Annotated in this window: 17 protein-coding genes; 8 read left to right on the top strand and 9 right to left on the bottom strand. The window is 50.5% G+C overall.

The genetic code is table 11. The annotated features are described in order from the left end of the window. Positions 1 to 41: 41 nt before the first annotated feature. Positions 42 to 584, bottom strand: coding sequence for a calcium-binding EGF-like domain-containing protein (locus B0I18_RS20960; protein ID WP_146146826.1), 543 nt, complete (start codon positions 582 to 584; stop codon positions 42 to 44). A 230-nt stretch (positions 585 to 814) separates the two neighbouring features. Beyond that, positions 815 to 1702 carry an ABC transporter ATP-binding protein gene (locus B0I18_RS20970; protein ID WP_106524850.1) on the bottom strand — a complete coding sequence of 296 codons (888 nt, stop codon included), beginning with the start codon at positions 1700 to 1702 and terminating at the stop codon, positions 815 to 817. A gap of 192 nt (positions 1703 to 1894) precedes the next feature. Between B0I18_RS20970 and B0I18_RS20975 the strand changes: the two genes are divergently transcribed. After that, the gene (locus B0I18_RS20975; RefSeq protein WP_106524719.1) at positions 1895 to 3427 is read left to right on the top strand and encodes a lipopolysaccharide biosynthesis protein; all 1533 of its coding nucleotides are present in this window, start codon (positions 1895 to 1897) and stop codon (positions 3425 to 3427) included. A gap of 373 nt (positions 3428 to 3800) precedes the next feature. Here B0I18_RS20975 and B0I18_RS20980 read toward each other — a convergent pair whose 3' ends face one another. Further along, positions 3801 to 4685 carry a helix-turn-helix domain-containing protein gene (locus tag B0I18_RS20980; protein ID WP_106524720.1) on the bottom strand — a complete coding sequence of 295 codons (885 nt, stop codon included), beginning with the start codon at positions 4683 to 4685 and terminating at the stop codon, positions 3801 to 3803. An 84-nt stretch (positions 4686 to 4769) separates the two neighbouring features. After that, a complete protein-coding gene (locus B0I18_RS20985; protein ID WP_106524721.1) occupies positions 4770 to 5468 on the bottom strand; it encodes a L,D-transpeptidase family protein in 699 nt (232 codons plus the stop codon). A 509-nt stretch (positions 5469 to 5977) separates the two neighbouring features. On the opposite strand from B0I18_RS20985, the gene B0I18_RS20990 reads away from it, so the two are divergent. Next, on the top strand, positions 5978 to 7174 hold the full coding sequence (locus B0I18_RS20990; RefSeq protein ID WP_106524722.1) for a hypothetical protein: 1197 nt from the start codon (positions 5978 to 5980) through the stop codon (positions 7172 to 7174). Between the two features lie 76 nt (positions 7175 to 7250). On the opposite strand, the gene B0I18_RS20995 is transcribed toward B0I18_RS20990, so the two are convergent. Continuing rightward, complete coding sequence (locus B0I18_RS20995; RefSeq protein WP_106524723.1) at positions 7251 to 7967, bottom strand: Bax inhibitor-1/YccA family protein; 717 nt, start codon at positions 7965 to 7967, stop codon at positions 7251 to 7253. A 340-nt stretch (positions 7968 to 8307) separates the two neighbouring features. Between B0I18_RS20995 and B0I18_RS21000 the strand changes: the two genes are divergently transcribed. The 5 genes from B0I18_RS21000 to B0I18_RS21020 all read left to right on the top strand — a co-directional run bounded on the left by B0I18_RS21000 (position 8308) and on the right by B0I18_RS21020 (position 11379). After that, complete coding sequence (locus tag B0I18_RS21000) at positions 8308 to 9096, top strand: CDP-alcohol phosphatidyltransferase family protein (RefSeq protein ID WP_106524724.1); 789 nt, start codon at positions 8308 to 8310, stop codon at positions 9094 to 9096. 51 nt (positions 9097 to 9147) lie between these two features. Further along, positions 9148 to 9402, top strand: coding sequence for a phosphoribosylformylglycinamidine synthase subunit PurS (purS, locus tag B0I18_RS21005; RefSeq protein ID WP_106524725.1), 255 nt, complete (start codon positions 9148 to 9150; stop codon positions 9400 to 9402). 10 nt (positions 9403 to 9412) lie between these two features. Then, positions 9413 to 10129 (top strand): 16S rRNA (cytidine(1402)-2'-O)-methyltransferase, encoded by a 717-nt coding sequence (rsmI, locus tag B0I18_RS21010; protein WP_106524726.1) that lies wholly within the window; start codon positions 9413 to 9415, stop codon positions 10127 to 10129. Positions 10130 to 10294: 165 nt separating this feature from the next. After that, positions 10295 to 11005, top strand: coding sequence for a response regulator transcription factor (locus tag B0I18_RS21015; protein ID WP_106524727.1), 711 nt, complete (start codon positions 10295 to 10297; stop codon positions 11003 to 11005). Positions 11006 to 11061: 56 nt separating this feature from the next. Continuing rightward, positions 11062 to 11379 (top strand): hypothetical protein, encoded by a 318-nt coding sequence (locus tag B0I18_RS21020; RefSeq protein ID WP_146146827.1) that lies wholly within the window; start codon positions 11062 to 11064, stop codon positions 11377 to 11379. 11 nt (positions 11380 to 11390) lie between these two features. Here B0I18_RS21020 and B0I18_RS21025 read toward each other — a convergent pair whose 3' ends face one another. The 4 genes from B0I18_RS21025 to B0I18_RS21040 form a co-directional block, all read right to left on the bottom strand. Further along, positions 11391 to 11711: a hypothetical protein gene (locus B0I18_RS21025; protein ID WP_106524729.1), complete on the bottom strand. Its 321-nt coding sequence runs from the start codon at positions 11709 to 11711 to the stop codon at positions 11391 to 11393. 52 nt (positions 11712 to 11763) lie between these two features. Then, a complete protein-coding gene (locus B0I18_RS21030) occupies positions 11764 to 13323 on the bottom strand; it encodes a T9SS type A sorting domain-containing protein (RefSeq protein WP_106524730.1) in 1560 nt (519 codons plus the stop codon). Positions 13324 to 13340: 17 nt separating this feature from the next. Next, entirely contained in the window at positions 13341 to 13946 is a 606-nt protein-coding gene (locus tag B0I18_RS21035; RefSeq protein ID WP_219906026.1) for a phage tail protein, read from the bottom strand. 147 nt (positions 13947 to 14093) lie between these two features. After that, complete coding sequence (locus B0I18_RS21040; RefSeq protein ID WP_146146828.1) at positions 14094 to 15542, bottom strand: glycine--tRNA ligase; 1449 nt, start codon at positions 15540 to 15542, stop codon at positions 14094 to 14096. 298 nt (positions 15543 to 15840) lie between these two features. On the opposite strand from B0I18_RS21040, the gene B0I18_RS21045 reads away from it, so the two are divergent. Beyond that, positions 15841 to 16125 (top strand): class I lanthipeptide, encoded by a 285-nt coding sequence (locus B0I18_RS21045; RefSeq protein ID WP_106524732.1) that lies wholly within the window; start codon positions 15841 to 15843, stop codon positions 16123 to 16125. Positions 16126 to 16236 lie beyond the last annotated feature (111 nt).

Raw genomic sequence — 16236 nt, forward strand, 5'->3', positions numbered from 1 at the left:
TACAAACATAAGCATTTTATTTTACCGGGAATCGCAATTTATTATTTAACCCAGATAGAAGAATTGGTACCACCGCCGAAGCCATAGTCGTTAACACTGCCATCGCCTGACACTACCCTGTAGTTCACTACCAGCTTGCCATGCAGGCCATAGAAAGCCTCGGGCACCACATAACCTTTACCTTCGATCGTTTTGGTATCTTCGCCCACTTCGATCGTGGTCAGAGGAATATGGATGGTATCGCCTTTTACTTTGGCAATTACTTCTTTATTAAACAGGTTGTTGAAATTACGGATCTTCACTTCATCGATCGAGCCACCATCCTCAACAGATACGGCATATTGTGCAGGGCTGCTCGCAGTACCATCTTCAGTTACGCTCCAGGTACCTTTAAATTTGCTGCGGGTAACGGTTTCGCAACGCTCTCCTTCATAACCTGTAGGACAGGTGCAGGATCCATCATCATTACATACACCACCATAAGCACATACGGTCGTTTTGCATTTATCTTCAGAACAAGAGGTGATGGTTAAAGTGGAGAAAAGAGCGAACACTCCCATTGCTGTAAGTAAAAATGTCTTCATTTGATTGCGCATGTTTTTATTAGATTTTAAGAATGCTGCGAAATACCGCCGGACGGGCATAGTTTCATATCCTGTATTTCGAGGCTTAAAAATAGATAAAGAAATTGAAAAAGCAAATTTTCACCTAAAAATACCTTCGAAAACAAAAAGGGTCAGCCCTCCCAGCTTAAAGACGCTCCTGCAGGCCTCCACGTTGGCTATATGCCCCGTTCTTTTTTAAATATCCGGCATTAACGGGTCAGCTCCATAAACCTTGCTTCCAGGCTTTTTTGTTTCAGGCTCAGGTGGCTGAGCACGATACCCTGTTCGAAACAGTAGCGGTTCAGGTCGCCTGCCGTAAGCGGTTCGTCCAGCACCAGGCTCAGCACTTTACCCTTATGTGTCAGTGCCTGTACGCCTTTAAGTCCCTGCAATACCTGCTGCAGCCTTGCCAGGTCGGCAGCACCTACTTCCAGCATATCGCCATCGCGGAATATTTCGGCGACATCGCCCGAGAGCAATAAGGCGCCCTCTTTCAATATGGCGGCATGGGTGCATACTTTTTCCACTTCGTCGAGCAGGTGGCTCGCCATGATCACGGTAATCCCTTCGGCGTTCAACGTACGGATCAGCTCGCGGATCTCGGCAATACCTTCGGGATCGAGTCCGTTGGTAGGCTCGTCGAGCAGCAATACCCTGGGCCTGCCCAGTAGCGCATTGGCAATGGCCAGTCTTTGTTTCATACCCAGAGAGTAGGTACTGAACTTTGAATCTTTACGATGGCTGAGCTTTACGATATCGAGCACGCGACCTATATCATCCTGGCCGCGCCCTTTGATGGCTGCGTTGATCTCGAGGTTACGTACTGCGCTCAGGTAATGATAAAAATTAGGCGTTTCGAGCAGGGAGCCGATCTGGCGCCGTGCCGCCTGGTGATCGATACCGCCAAACCAGGCGAAGCTACCGCCATCGGCCTGCAGCACATCGAGCAGGATACCCAGCAGGGTGGTCTTACCGCTGCCATTGGGCCCCAGCACGCCAAACACACTGCCTTCCGGCACATCGAAAGAGATACCTTTTAAAGCCTGTACGGGGCCATAAGCTTTTGCAATCTGCCGGATAGAGAGTATCGGAGCCATAGGGTTGTGTTTCAGGGAGGGGTTACATACCCGCAAACAAAGATAACCAGGATTCATAAAGCAGGGTTCTTTTTTTGCAGCGCCACGGCATCGTGTCGCTGCAGGCCTTACCTTTATACCTCTTGTTCCCTTTTTTAAAAAATCGAATGTACAACCGTTATACGTAGTTTTGCATTCAAATTATTCAATCTATTGGCAGCGATCAAACAATTGGCCGGACAAACCCTGTGGTACGGCGTCAGTAATATTGGAGCGAAGTTTCTGAACTACCTGCTTACCCCTTTAATTACCTATTTGCTGAAAGACAGTTCGGGCGTAAAGGAATACGGCGATTACAGCTTGATGTATGTGTGGATAGCGGTACTCAATATCATTTTCACTTATGGATTCGAAACGGGCTATTTCCGGTTTTCCAACCGCGAAAACATAGATCGCAAGAGCCTGTTCCAGACCACCTTCGGATCGATGGTGATCAGCACAGTGGGCCTTGTGTTCCTGTTTTCCCTGTTCCGGGTACCTATTAATAATTTCCTGGGCCTCGAAGGCCATCCTGAATATATAGTCTGGGCCCTGTGCCTGATCGGTTTCGACGCGCTCTCCGCCATTCCCTTTGCCAAGCTGCGCCAGGAGAACCGGCCGAAGAAATATGCCTTTATCAAGATCGCCGGCATCCTGGTCAATATCGTGGCCGTGGTCTTCTTCCTGGTATACCTGCCGCAGATGGCGCTTAAATCGCCGGGCAGCTGGCTGGCCAACTGGCATGCGGGCAACAACCGGGTAGGCTTCCTGCTGATGGCCAACCTGCTGCAGACGATCTTCGTATTCCTGATGCTGTTTCCCGAATGGAAGATATTCCGTTTCCGGATGGACCTGGACCTCTGGAAAAAGATATTTGCCTATAGCGCGCCGATGATCATTATCGGTCTGGCGGGTATGATCAACGAGGTGATGGACCGCCAGATGCTGGCTAAGTTCCTGCCCATGGCGCCCGACGAAGCCAAGCGGCTGGTCGGTATTTACTCTGCGAATTATAAACTGGCCATTTTTATTACCCTGTTTATCCAGGCTTTTAAGATGGCGGCCGAGCCCTTTTTCTTTAACCAGGCCAACGACAAGAATGCGCCGCAGACCTATGCCCGCGTTATGAAATGGTTTGTAATCGTACTGGCGCTGGCCTTTCTTTCCACGGCGCTATACCTCGACATCCTTAAGTACTGGATCAGCCAGGCCTACCACAGCGGCCTGGGCGTGGTGCCCATATTGCTGTTTGCCAATATCTGCCTGGGCATGTATTACAACCTTTCGGTATGGTATAAACTTACCGACCGTATGAATATGGGTCTGTATATTACCCTGGCGGGCGCCATCATTACCCTGGTGGGTAATTACTATTTCATACCCGTATACGGCATATACGCCTCTGCCTGGTCTACGCTGATCTGCTACCTGTGTATGACAGTGCTGGCTTACTTCCTGGGTCAAAAATACTTCCCGGTGCCCTACCCGGTAAAAAAGATACTGGCCTACCTCACGGTGATGCTGGTGTTTTTCTTTATCAAAAAAGGCGTGGACTTCGCTACTGCTTCGCTGAATACCTTGCCGATGCTGGCGATAAGGGTGGTTGCGGCTACGGTATTAATGCTGTTGTACCTGCGCCTGATCCTGAAAGCAGAAGGTAAAGAACTGAAATCGATGCCGTTTGTAGGCCGGTTTGTGAAAGGGTAAGGTGGCTGGTTGTTACAGCCAGCTAACCGGTGAGATCCTTCGCGATGCTCAGGATGACAACACTCCCCTTGGTGCTTGATGCTTTGCACGCTAATAAAGCCTGCTAATGGGTGAGATCCTTCGCTGCGCTCAGGATGACAGGCGTCCTCCTGGTGTATGCCCCTTTAATACGGCCAGCTAATGGATGAGATCCTTCGCTGCGCTCAGGATGACAATCGCACACGTGATACTTGCTACTTGATACCTGATACTAATAAAAATGAGATCCTTCGCCGCGCTCCCGATGACAGGCTCACCCTTATTATCTAACATCTCATATCTAACATCTCATATCTAACATCTCATATCTAACATCTCAATACTAAATACTCAACTAACCCAACAATTCGCAGGGCTTCATGCCTGCAATTTTCTTAAAGGAAGTGCTGAAGTGCGAGGCGCTGCCAAAGCCCATTTTAAAGGCCACTTCATTGATGGAGAGATTGCCCTGCAATAACAATTCCTTGGAACGCTCGATGCGCTGGAACTGCTGGAACTCGTGAATGGTTTTCCCGAACATGGCCTTAAAACCTTTCTTCAGGTAACATTCGTTCATCCCTACTTCGCGGGAAAGCTCTTTGATGGTTAAAGGCCGGTCGAGATGATCGAGGATAATACGCTGGGCATCGAGCACCTTATCGCGTTCGCCGGAATGGCTCAGGAAGCTACAAGCCGGCAGGCGGTTGGCTTCATCAGGTACCAGGAAGGCTTCGAGCGCATGACGCAGCAAGGCTATTGCAGCCTCCTGGCGGCGCAGGGCATGGATAAAATCGTCTGTTTCGGCGCAGGGTTTGAGCAACAACTCAAGCGATTCGCGGCTTTGCGCATTCAGGGCAAAGGCCTGTTCGGTGCTCCTGTCAAACCGGAAAGGCTGTTTTTTACAGATCAGTCCATTGGACCACTGGCAGAAGAATGCCGGGTTAAACACCATCTGGACAACACGGTAGCTATCGTCGGCCGATTTGACGCCACGCTCGGGCAGGAAAGAAAGCTGGAGGTAATAGTTGCCTTCATCAACCGGGTAAAAATTCAGGAAAGCGACTTCCTCCGGCTGATCCTGGGCGGGAGAAATCATCACATCGGCATAGTGCAATTGCACCCCCGTACTGATAATCTCCTTATGAGTTTCTACGGCCACCACATCCTCACCAAAAAACCGCTGAAGAAATTCAGCTTTAGGACGGATGATCTCGGTAACTGGCGCCATAGTCATTTTCATAGCTCGCAAAGATAAATCAAAAAGTGGATCGGGCAGTCGATATTCTCTATAGGCGCATTTCCTGACCGATGTCAACCTGCTGGTTTAACGGCGTACGAACACCCGCGTTCCCGGCCATACGAACCGGTAAAAATCGTTGATATCTTCGGGTTTCATGGCTACACAGCCATCGGTCCAGCCCATACCCCAGTCTACCATTTTTACCCCGCTGGTAAAGGTGCCGTGTATGCCTACCGAATTGCCGATAGAAGCGCCCGAAGGGATAAGACCATCCTGTTTTCTTTTATTGAATTTGGCATAGGACTCCTCGTTGGGGTAGTCGATCAGGATAAATTTCTGCCAGTTGCTGTGCTCTTTTTTACTCACGATTTTAAACCAGCCTTCGGGCGTATTACGGTCGCCGGCCATCATCTTGTCGACGAGCGGCGTAGGCCCGAATACGGCCCGGTATTGCCTGATCCGTTTTCTTTTATACACGATCGCTACCAGGTAATTGCTCTTTTCGACCAATACCAGCACCGAATCCCGGTTCAGGGTATCGGGATCGACTTTAGGACGCTCCTTGATACCCGGGAAGGGGGGCATAATGATCTCCTGGGTGATTTTAACATTGCCCTCGTAGTACTGCACCTTGCGTATGGTATTCCCATGCCGGTCCTTCACTTCACTCACAACTTTAAAATCTCTTTTTTCTTTTTCCTTCTGGGCATGGGCAAGCGGGCCGGTTACGACAAGCGCTACACCCAGAAGCCAAAAAGCAAAGGGCAACACGTTAAACTTCATTACAGAGAAAATATTTGGATTTTATGCAAGAGACGAAGATAAAGTTTTTAGCCGAAAAGTAAAAGGTAGCCATAGCTGCATCCTTCGGGCCCGCTTTGCCCGCAACTGGTCCGGCAGGGAACCGGGAAGCCTCCTTTGCAGGCCAGGCTGCATTCTCCATACACATAGCCTCTAAATTACTGGTTATCAAACTACTGACAAAACCCTGAAGCCAGGGAGGATTTTACCACAACATGCCTTAGTTTGATTTCCAATACATATATTTACTGAAAATCACTACAAAACAAATAAAAAACCAAATCCATACCCAAGCATAAAGACCGGGTACCGACACACAACCGCACACAAAGTCAAATCCTCCAGACAGGCAATACCAGGGTAATCATCGCCGATTTTACAAGATAATTAAGGGATTCGCATTTGTTGGCCCAACAGACAACAAACAAAAACGACGGCAACAGGCTTGCCGCCACTGACCGCTTTATTCTTTAACCATTAAATTTTCTTTCATGAGAAAAGTGTCCCTTTCCTTAATTACTTTGCTCGCCCTGGCCTCCTGCCAGAAACAACAGCCCGACAGCCGGCCCGCAACCGACCAGAAAATGGTTGCCATGAACGGCGACGGCAACGGCGATGTGTTTACCCCTTCGATGCCGGTTGAAGTAGACCATGGCATGTATGTTTTTGCCGATTACAATGATTACGGAAAATTCCTGTCCGAAATACAGGACGCCACGCCGCAAGCCGTGCAACAATGGGAAGATGCGGCGGGCGTACGCACCATACGGACCCGGTTTAACATGATTGCCAAAGCCGAGGCCGACTACGACGCCTACCTGGAAACCCTGCCCGATGCCGAGCAGCAAACCCTGAGAAACGGCCCCGAGCAGCATACCACCGAATATACCCAGGGCATGGACGACGGCATTATCGTTGCCCACGACGACCCGCAAGCCGCCGCCTGGGACTATGCTGTTTGCCAACCGGGCGATGCCGGTGCGCTGAACGAAGGCGGTTTTGTAAAAGTGGGCACCCGCATTTACCAATATACGACTACCGCCACTAAAATTATCCTGGACGGCGATTTCAATAAAATACCCGAACTCAGCAGCCACAACCAGGACTTTTACCAGCAGGGCAACCCTATTACCGTAGACGTATTTACCGCGGCTAAAAAGACGGCAAGCCTGTACACCTCTTTCTCCAGCTCCGTACCCGACTGGCATTACGACGGCAACCGCAAACGCAGTAAAATGTGGATCAGCGGCTATTCCTACCCCTGGGCCATTTTCGGCACAGGTGGTCTCAGCAGCGACTGTACCCAGTTCCTGGGTTGCGTGTTCGAGATCCGTACCGAGGCTCAGAACAAAAACTTCTGGGGCAAATGGGTGTTCAACAGCTATTGGCCTTCGCTGATCATACAAAACGGCAACTGGAGCTATTATTACCGCCGGTATAACGGTGGCGGCTGCGGGCTCTCCACCTTTACTTCGGGCAATAACCTGGTGTATTCTTCCAGCCCGCATCCCTGGTACCCCGTTATTACCAACCGTAATGTAGGCGGCACCAACAAAGGCTTTTTCCGTTGCGTGCCCCATGGCGTATGGTCGGCCAGCTTTAACCCCGGTTATTTCGCCAGCGGCTTTGATGTCCATTACAATTTCAACTTTAGCTACGGCGGCAAAAACTATAACTATACCTTCTAAATACCCCAACCTTCACGCATCACGAAAACAAAAAAAGGCTGCCCTCGGGCAGCCTTTCCTATGATCACGAATCCGGTTATCTCCGGCTACCGAAAAGGCGCAGCAGGTAAATAAACAGGTTGATAAAGTCGAGGTACAGGGCCAGGGCGCCCAGGATAGCGCCTTTTTTACGGTCTTCTTCGCTTTCCAGCAGCGCATAAGCTTTGATCTTCTGGGTATCGTAAGCGATAAGGCCAACGAAAACAGCCACACCTACATAGGAAATGATCCAGTAAAGGGTAGTGCTATGCGCAAAAATATTTACCACGGAAGCTATGATAACACCTACCAGCCCCATAAACATAAGCTTACCGAAAGAAGTAAGGTCCTGCTTGGTGAAATAACCTACAGCCGCCATGATCGCAAAAGTACCCGCTGTAATACCAAATACAAAGATCAGCGAACTCATCTTAAACATTGCAAAGAGGAGTGCAAATGTGAGACCATTTAATGCTGCATATCCTAAAAAGACGGCAGTAGCCGTCATAGAGCTCATTTTATGAACCCGAAGTGCCAAAAAGCCAACCATTACAAGTTGCCCGATGAAAAAGAGCATTCTGAAGTTATATATAGAAACAAGCAATTGCGGCGTTGAAGCGATTAATATTCCGACTGCCCCGGTAATTAAAAGGCCTAAAAACATCCAGCCATATACTTTGGCCATGTATTGGGCAATATAAGAGCTGTTGATCTGGGCCGGGTTACTGTTGTACTGGTTGTAAGAGGAATGTCCTGAAATCTGATTAGGGTCCATATTCAATTTTTATTTTTTGTTGTACCAAAGATACGGAATTTTCGGATGCCCACCCGGGGCCGGGGGAACCGGACACCCTGGTTCTGCGCAGATTAACCAGTATTTAGGAAAGCCGGCGCCATGCAGAACAAAGCAGCCGGCGCCGCGCCGACCGGGCATTTCCGGGGGCCGCCGGGGCGGCGGCACCGGAGCCCGCAGGCCGGCATGCGACCCTGTTTATGCCTATTTCCGGGCGGGGCAGGTATTTTCTAAATAAAAAACTATTTTCGCCTACCTTTTCAAATCAATTACCTTTGCACACCGGTTGGCGCCTCCGGGTATAGAACCAGAATACATTTTAATGAAACACCTTCCCAATATCTGCACGCTGGCCAATCTCTTTTTCGGTTGTACGGCGATCACCTTTATCCTGAACGCTCCGGCATTTTTAAATACGATTACCGGCGAAGACTACTTCCCGGTGATGGGCATGGAGCAGATGTACTATGGAAGTGTGTTTATTGCGCTGGCGGCACTGATGGATGTGCTCGACGGTTTTGCAGCCCGCTCGCTTAAGGTGCATTCGCTGATCGGCAAGGACCTGGACTCGCTGGCCGATGTGGTTTCGTTTGGTGTAGCCCCCTCCATGATCCTGTTCAAATTCCTTTGGTTTGCCTATATGTCGGAGCCCGGTGCACTGGATGCGCCTATGCTGGCCACTACGCCTGCCTTCCTGGTTGCCTGCTTCGGGGCCCTGCGCCTGGCTACGTTCAACCAGACCAGCGGTCAGCAGCAAAACCATTTTGTGGGTATGCCTATACCGGCTGTTGGCCTTATTGTGGCCTCCCTGCCGCTCCTGGTATGGTTCCCCTCGCCTATCGACATCAAGCCTTTCCTGTACAATAAATGGTCGCTTTATATCCTGATCGCCCTGTTGTGCTTTTTTATGGTGAGCAAGATCCGTTTCCTGAAATGGAAAGCATCCGGCAAAGGCATCGGCGCCTGGTGGCCCCAGATCCTGATGCTGGTGGTACTTGCCGCGGGCGCGCCATTTCTTAAATTTGCCGTGGTACCGCTAGTGTTTATCGTATATGTCCTTTGCTCGATCGTATACCGTTATCCACAGGCGCAAGAGCAGGTTAAGGCCTGAAGCTCCCTTGAAAAACTGTAATTTTTTATTTTAAATATTCAAATAGCAACGATGAAATTCACTGCACACGTAAATGTAATGCCTCTTAAAGAATTGCTGGATCCGCAAGGTAAAGCGGTAACAGAAAGCCTGCATAACCTCGGCCTTACCCAGATCGATAATGTGCGTATCGGCAAACACATTACCCTGCTGATCGAAGCGGCATCTGAAGAAGAAGCAAAAGCCAAAACCGAAGAAGCCTGCAAAAAACTGCTGGCCAACCAGGTGATGGAATCTTTCGACTTTACGTTAACAGCCAACGCCTAAGCGTATATCCATGAAATTGTATCTGGTGCCCACACCCATCGGCAACCTTACCGACATTACCCTGCGTGCGCTCGACGTGCTGAAGCAGGCCGATGCCGTGTTGTGCGAAGATACCCGTACGAGTGGCTTTTTGCTGAAACATTACGACATCAAAAAGCCACTCTACGCTTACCACCAGCACAATGAACACAAAGTGCTGGAACAGCTGATCAGCCAGCTGCAATCGGGTAAGACCCTGGCCTTGCTTACCGATGCGGGCACCCCGGGCATATCCGACCCTGGTTACCTGTTGCTGCGCGAATGCCTGAAACACGACATTCCCGTAGAATGCCTTCCCGGCGCAACAGCCTTTGTACCCGCCCTGGTACAAAGCGGATTACCCACCAACAGTTTCGTATTCGAAGGTTTCCTGCCACTTAAAAAGGGCCGTAAGACCAAACTGGAGCAACTGGCCACAGAGCCCAGGACCATTATCCTCTATGAATCGCCGCATCGACTGGCCAAAACACTGGAAGAAATGAAGGCTTTTTTCGGCGCCACACGCCAGGCAACGGTAAGCCGCGAACTGACGAAAATGTTTGAAGAGACCCGCCGCGACAGCCTGGAAAACCTGGCCGCACACTATGCCCAGCATGCCCCAAAAGGCGAGATCGTGATGGTGATCGAAGGCTACCAACCGCCATCAAAAAAGGCAGCTTACAAAAGGGACGACGAAGACGAAGATTAACCTGCAGCCGCTTCGCAACCCCGGCGCCAGCCTCCCGGAGCCGGTAAAAAATGACAGTACTATTACAATAGCCTATAGCGCTATCCGGCTTTTCCTTGCCGACTTTGCTATCTTTGCAATCCGGTTTTCCGGGGGAATAATCCTGCGATTTAATCTTAGAAAACAATGTCAAAAAACGAATCCAAAGCATCGCTGCTGGTAGTGGAAGACGAGGAAAGCTTAAGGGAAGCGATAAAGCTGAACCTTGAACTGGAAGGTTACGAAGTAACTACGGTAGACAACGGCGCCTCGGTGCTGAAGGCCGTGAAGCACGAATATTTCGACCTGATCATACTGGACATTATGCTGCCCGAAATGGATGGCATTACCGTATGCGAAAACATCAGGATGCAGAATAACGAAGTGCCTATCCTTTTCCTGTCGGCCCGTAACAGCGGCGCCGACCGCATCGAAGGACTGAAAAAAGGCGGCGACGACTATATGACCAAACCCTTTAACCTTGAAGAGCTATTGCTCCGCGTGGAAAAGCTGGTGGTCAAGAACAAAAAACTGAAAGAAAGGAATGCAGCGCCTGATGTGTATGCGTTTGGCCGTTGCAAGATCGACTTCTCGGCACAATCGGGCAAAGACAAGGACGGCAAAACCCTGGAACTCAGCAAAAAAGAAATGGCCCTGCTGAAACTGCTGATCGAGCACAAGAACGAGGTCGTATCGCGCGAGCATATCCTGCAGGTGGTTTGGGGCTATAATGTATACCCAACCACACGTACGATCGATAATTTCATCCTGAATTTCCGGAAATATTTCGAGAAAGATACCCGCAATCCCCGGCACTTTCATTCTGTAAGGGGCGTGGGTTATAAGTTTACCGAATAATTTTTTTGATTTTCTGAATGGATTGTATATTTTTAACCATTCAATTTTTACAATCCATGATGAAAAAATACGCTTTGCTGTTTGCCGGTACCATCCTGTTGTCTGCCTTCGTGGCCTGCAATAAAGATAAAGACATGGTAGATGCCACCATTGTAGATACCGGCGATATCACCAACGAAGGCTGCGGATACCTGCTCCAGCTGGAAGACAAAGCCGTAGTACAGCCCAGCTACCTGCCCTCGGCTTACCAGCACGGCGGTCTGAAGGTAAGGGTAAAGTACAACCACACCGGTATTAAAGACACCTGCAAATTCGGCAGTGTGATCTATGACCTGGTCTCTATCCAGGAAATAAAAAGGAATAACGATAATTAATCCAAGGCCGGTTACCAGGCCAGGTCGTCATCGGGCCGGGTACTCCTGAATTGATTTCTCGATATAATTTTCTCCAGTTGCCGTTCGTATATCAGAACGGCAATTTTTTTTGTCACTTCGTGATCCAGCGCCATGGCCGCCTTGATACGGGCTTCCGAGATATCGAGCCGGTACAGCATCGAGAACAGCTGGTCGGGGTTGCCGGCTATAAGCTCTTCCACGCGTAGGGTAAGCGCTTCGATAATCTTCTCTTCCGATACCAGGTCGCTAATGGCCAGGCCAAAGCTCTGGGCCAGGGTATCTCTTAATACATCTGTTGGGTTGGGCGCCATATGCTAAGCATTAGCGTTGCACCGGGAAGTATCCCGGTGCAACGCCTTATTTTTATTTTTTCACAAACCTGTAGGTACTGCCGTCGGCGAGCTTCAGGAAGTAGATACCCGAAGCCCAGCTGCGCACTTCTATTCCGGCCACAGCCGTGACGGTAAAATGCGTAACCTGCCTGCCCTGCAGATCGGTTACATAAGCCGTAGTACCCAACAGCGCCTCGTCGGCTACGAGCAGGTTAAGCTGTGCCGTGGCCGGGTTGGGGCTGAGGCTTACCGAACCGCCGGTAGACCGTATCACCTGCCGTACCGGGCTGTACACATCATTGCCACCGGCATAGCGCATCTTTAAGCGGTAAAAGGAACGGCCGGTCAGCGGGCTAAGATCGGCATGTTGGTAAGCCGCCGGATCAGCATTAACGGCAGCTACCGTTGCCAGGCGGTTAAAACTGCGACTGTCTGTACTCCGCTCCACGTCAAAACCGGTGAGCGCCTGATCCGAAGTTACCGTCCATTGCAACAGGGTCTTGGCCGGCTGAGCGGTGGCGGTAAACTGCAACAGTTCCAGGGCCAGGCCTACCGCGGTATTGGTTATTTTACGCACACGCCGGTTCTTTTCATCCGCCACATACAGGTCGGTTCCTTTAATATAAAGATCCGAGGGCAGGTTGAGTGCCGCGCCGATAGCCAGGCCGTTGTCGCCGCCAAAAGCACCGGTGGCGTTACCGCCGGCAATAGTACTGTGTGTACCTGCCGTTATTTTACGGATGGCGTTACCTGCAGCACCGGTAGTTACAAAGATATTGCCGGCATCGTCGACCGCTACGCCGGTAGCGGCGCCGATACCGGTACCGGTAATAGCCGTAGTGCCATCGCCGGCAACCGTAGTAATGGTTTGCGTGGCCAGGTCGATACTGCGGATGCGCCTGTTCTTACAATCGGCCACATACAGTTTATTGCTGCTGACGTACAGGTCGGCGGGCAGGTTAAGCGTGGCCGCAGCAGCGGCATTGTTATCGCCCGAGAAACCGGCAACGCCCGTACCGGCGAAAGTAGTCGTTACGCCGGCAGGCGTTATTTTACGGATCATATTGCGCGCACCGGTGGCGGCGTAAATATTGCCCGCCGTATCGACGGCTATAGCATTGGCCGCGCCGATACCGTTGCCTGTAATGCCTGCCGTTCCATCGCCGGCAACCGTGGTTACTGTATTGGTCGCCAGGTCGATCTTACGGATCCGGCGATTGCCGGCATCGGCTATATACAGGTTGTTGCGGCTGATGTAGAGATCCTGTATATTTTTAAATGTAGCGGAGGCCGCAGTATTGTTATCGCCCGAGAAACCGGCGACTCCGGTACCGGCAAAGGTAGTGACCACGTTGGCAGGTGTTATTTTGCGAATGGTGTTTAAGCCGCCGGTAGCCACATAGATATTACCGGCCGTATCGACGGCTACGCTATTACTGCCCCCAATACCTGCTGCCCCGATCGCGGCACTGCCATCGCCGGCCACCGTACTGATGGTTTGCTGGGCAGCGCTATGCCAGGCGCCGACAGTAAGCAGCAGCCCGGAGAACAAGCAACCTAACCTGCGATAATGTATAAACTTGTGTTTCATATCGTACAGATTAAAGGTTATGGAGTAGGGAATATGCCTTGCAGCGAAATGATAAAGGTTACCGAAAGACTGGGTTGCTTAATAGGCACCGGTATACCGCTACCGGTGGCCGAAACAGTAGCGGCATTTAAGGTAGTATTAGGCGCTGTAGTACCGAAGGCATTGGCGCGCGACAAGTCGGCGTTTTGCACCAGGGACAGGTATGACGTACTGCCGGACAGCGAATCGAGGGTACCGGAACCGTTGTAAATATTGATCAGGTGATTGTGTGGTGGCAGGTTGGCGGTAACCAGGGTAACCTGTTCGGAACCTTGCTGCATGCCGGGTATAGTAGGCGTAAGCCCGGGGCCATTGCCCGTACCCATCGGCACCCGTCCGCGCATATCGGGCAAGGCAAAGGTATTAATACCATCGCCGCCATAGGTAGTACCCAGCAGCGCAAACAGGGGGGTATACTGGGCGATAGACAACAACTGACCTTCACACTTCATCCATCCCTGGGGCGCAAAGGTACCGGCAAACATCTTGATCTCGCCCACATACTGGTTTTGGGCAAAACTGCGGGACAAAGGTGCAGCAAAAAGGGCCAGCAGCAGGGCCAGGAGTAAACATGTCTTTTTCATAATGCTATCTTTTAGCGGAAAAAAAATTCACTACAAAGCTACGCGCCATTCCCCTGAATTTCCTTCTTTTTAACACGAAAAATAACGGGCAACCCCATAAAAAAAAGCCCGAAAAACCCGGGCTTTTACACAGTATAATCATCCTGGTTAAGCGTTGATCGCCTTCATCACGATATTTTTCACTTCACTCATCGGCACCCTTTCCTGCTCCATAGAGTCACGATGACGGATGGTAACCATCTGATCTTCCTTGGTCTGGTGGTCGATGGTTACGCAGAACGGCGTACCGATGGCATCCATACGGCGGTAGCGCCTGCCGATCGTATCTTTCTCTTCGTAGAAACATTTGAAATGCTGCCTGCACTCTTTCATCAACTCTTCGGCCAACTCAGGTAAACCGTCCTTTTTCGTCAGCGGCAAAATGGCCAGTTTGATCGGGGCCAGTTTGGGTATAAACTTCAGCACCACGCGGCTGTCCTGTTTTTCTTCGGTGCTCAGGTCTTCCTCTACATATGCCTCGCTCAGGATCATGAGTACCGTACGGTCCAGGCCGATCGAGGTTTCGATTACATAAGGAATATAGTTGCCGTATGCCTTACCGTTCTCGTCGAGGTCGGCATCGAAGTACTGCATTTTTTTCTTGCTATAGGTCTGGTGCTGGGTCAGGTCGAAATCGGTGCGGCTGTGTATACCTTCTAGCTCTTTAAAGCCCATCGGGAAGTCGTATTCAATATCGCAGGCAGCATCGGCATAGTGCGCCAGTTTTACGTGGTCGTGGAAGCGGTATTTGCTTTCGGGTATACCGAGGGTGCGGTGCCATTCCATACGTTGCTCCTTCCAGTATTCGTACCACTGTTTTTGTGTGCCGGGGCGCACGAAGAACTGCATTTCCATCTGCTCGAATTCGCGCATACGGAAAATAAAACCTCGGGCCACGATCTCGTTACGGAAAGCCTTACCTACCTGGGCGATACCAAAGGGGATCTTCATCCGGCCGGTTTTCTGTACGTTCAGAAAGTTGACGAAAATACCCTGGGCTGTTTCGGGACGCAGGAAGATCTCGTTAGACTCTTCGGCTACAGAACCCACCTGGGTAGAGAACATAAGGTTGAACTGGCGGATATCGGTCCAGTTTACCGTACCGCTCACACCGCATTTGATCTTATTATTTTCGATCAGGGTTTTCAGGCCGGCAAAGTCGTCGGCTGCCAGCAATTGCTCCATCTGCTCCAGCAGGGCTTTCCCGTCTGCTTCGGGCAGGGTCTCTGCAAAACCTTCGATCAGGTGATCTACGCGGTAGCGCTTTTTGCTGTCTTTATTATCGATCATGGGATCGCTGAAATTATCCACGTGACCGCTTGCCTTCCAGGTAGTCGGATGCATAAAGATAGCGGCATCGATACCCACGATGTTCTGTTCGTTCATCTGGGTCATCCAACGCCACCAGTAATCGCGGATATTGCGTTTCAGCTCCACACCCCATTGCCCGTAATCGTATACCGCACCTAAACCATCATATATTTCGCTCGAAGGAAATACAAAACCATATTCCTTTGCATGGCCGATAATGGCCTGTAATTTGTTTTCGTTTGCCATAATAAGATATGCCGGTTTTACGGAATCCTGCTGTTTGCACAGCGGTGGGCTGAGGCCTTAACCGGTCGGCCTTTTTTAGATCGGTGGCAAATATACAGCTAATTAGAAGTGCTGAAAAATCATCTTTAAGAAAAACACATTTTCCTGCCGGGTGTATCCTGTGGTAGGTACCACCGCCCTGCAAGTGCAATTACTCGATCAGCCTGCACGGCTACCAGGCATCGTTCAGCGGCTAAGCAATCCTGCTTTATCCTTGCCGATAAGACCGATAACTTCAAGGAACAAAAATGTATGTTTTATGAAAAAGAAAGTAGTTGTTTTGAAAAAACTAAGCCTGGATAAGCAAGTAATTGCCGCACTTGACCAGGTGCAACAAGACCAGGCTCGCGGCGGCGCTAACAGTATATGGGAAGCCTGTGCCTACACCAGGGCCCTCTCCTGCGGAGCCGGTTGCGTTACCGTAGCAGGACTCACCTGCACCCCTGACAACCTCTGCAAGGGCACCCTTAATGCCCAAAGCTGTATTTCCTGCCGCGGCGATTCCGGCTGCCCTTCCCAGGCGCCTTATTGCATTTCGCAATAGACTGCAGGCTCTACCTGCTTTCCAAAAGCGATGCTCAAGCGGGAATGCGCTTTTTTAACCGGTAGTAAATACGAGTGAAAGAAAAACAATAATATGACGATGCATACCGGC

Source organism: Taibaiella chishuiensis (assembly GCF_003014535.1).
Classification (GTDB): Bacteria; Bacteroidota; Bacteroidia; order Chitinophagales; family Chitinophagaceae; genus Taibaiella; species Taibaiella chishuiensis.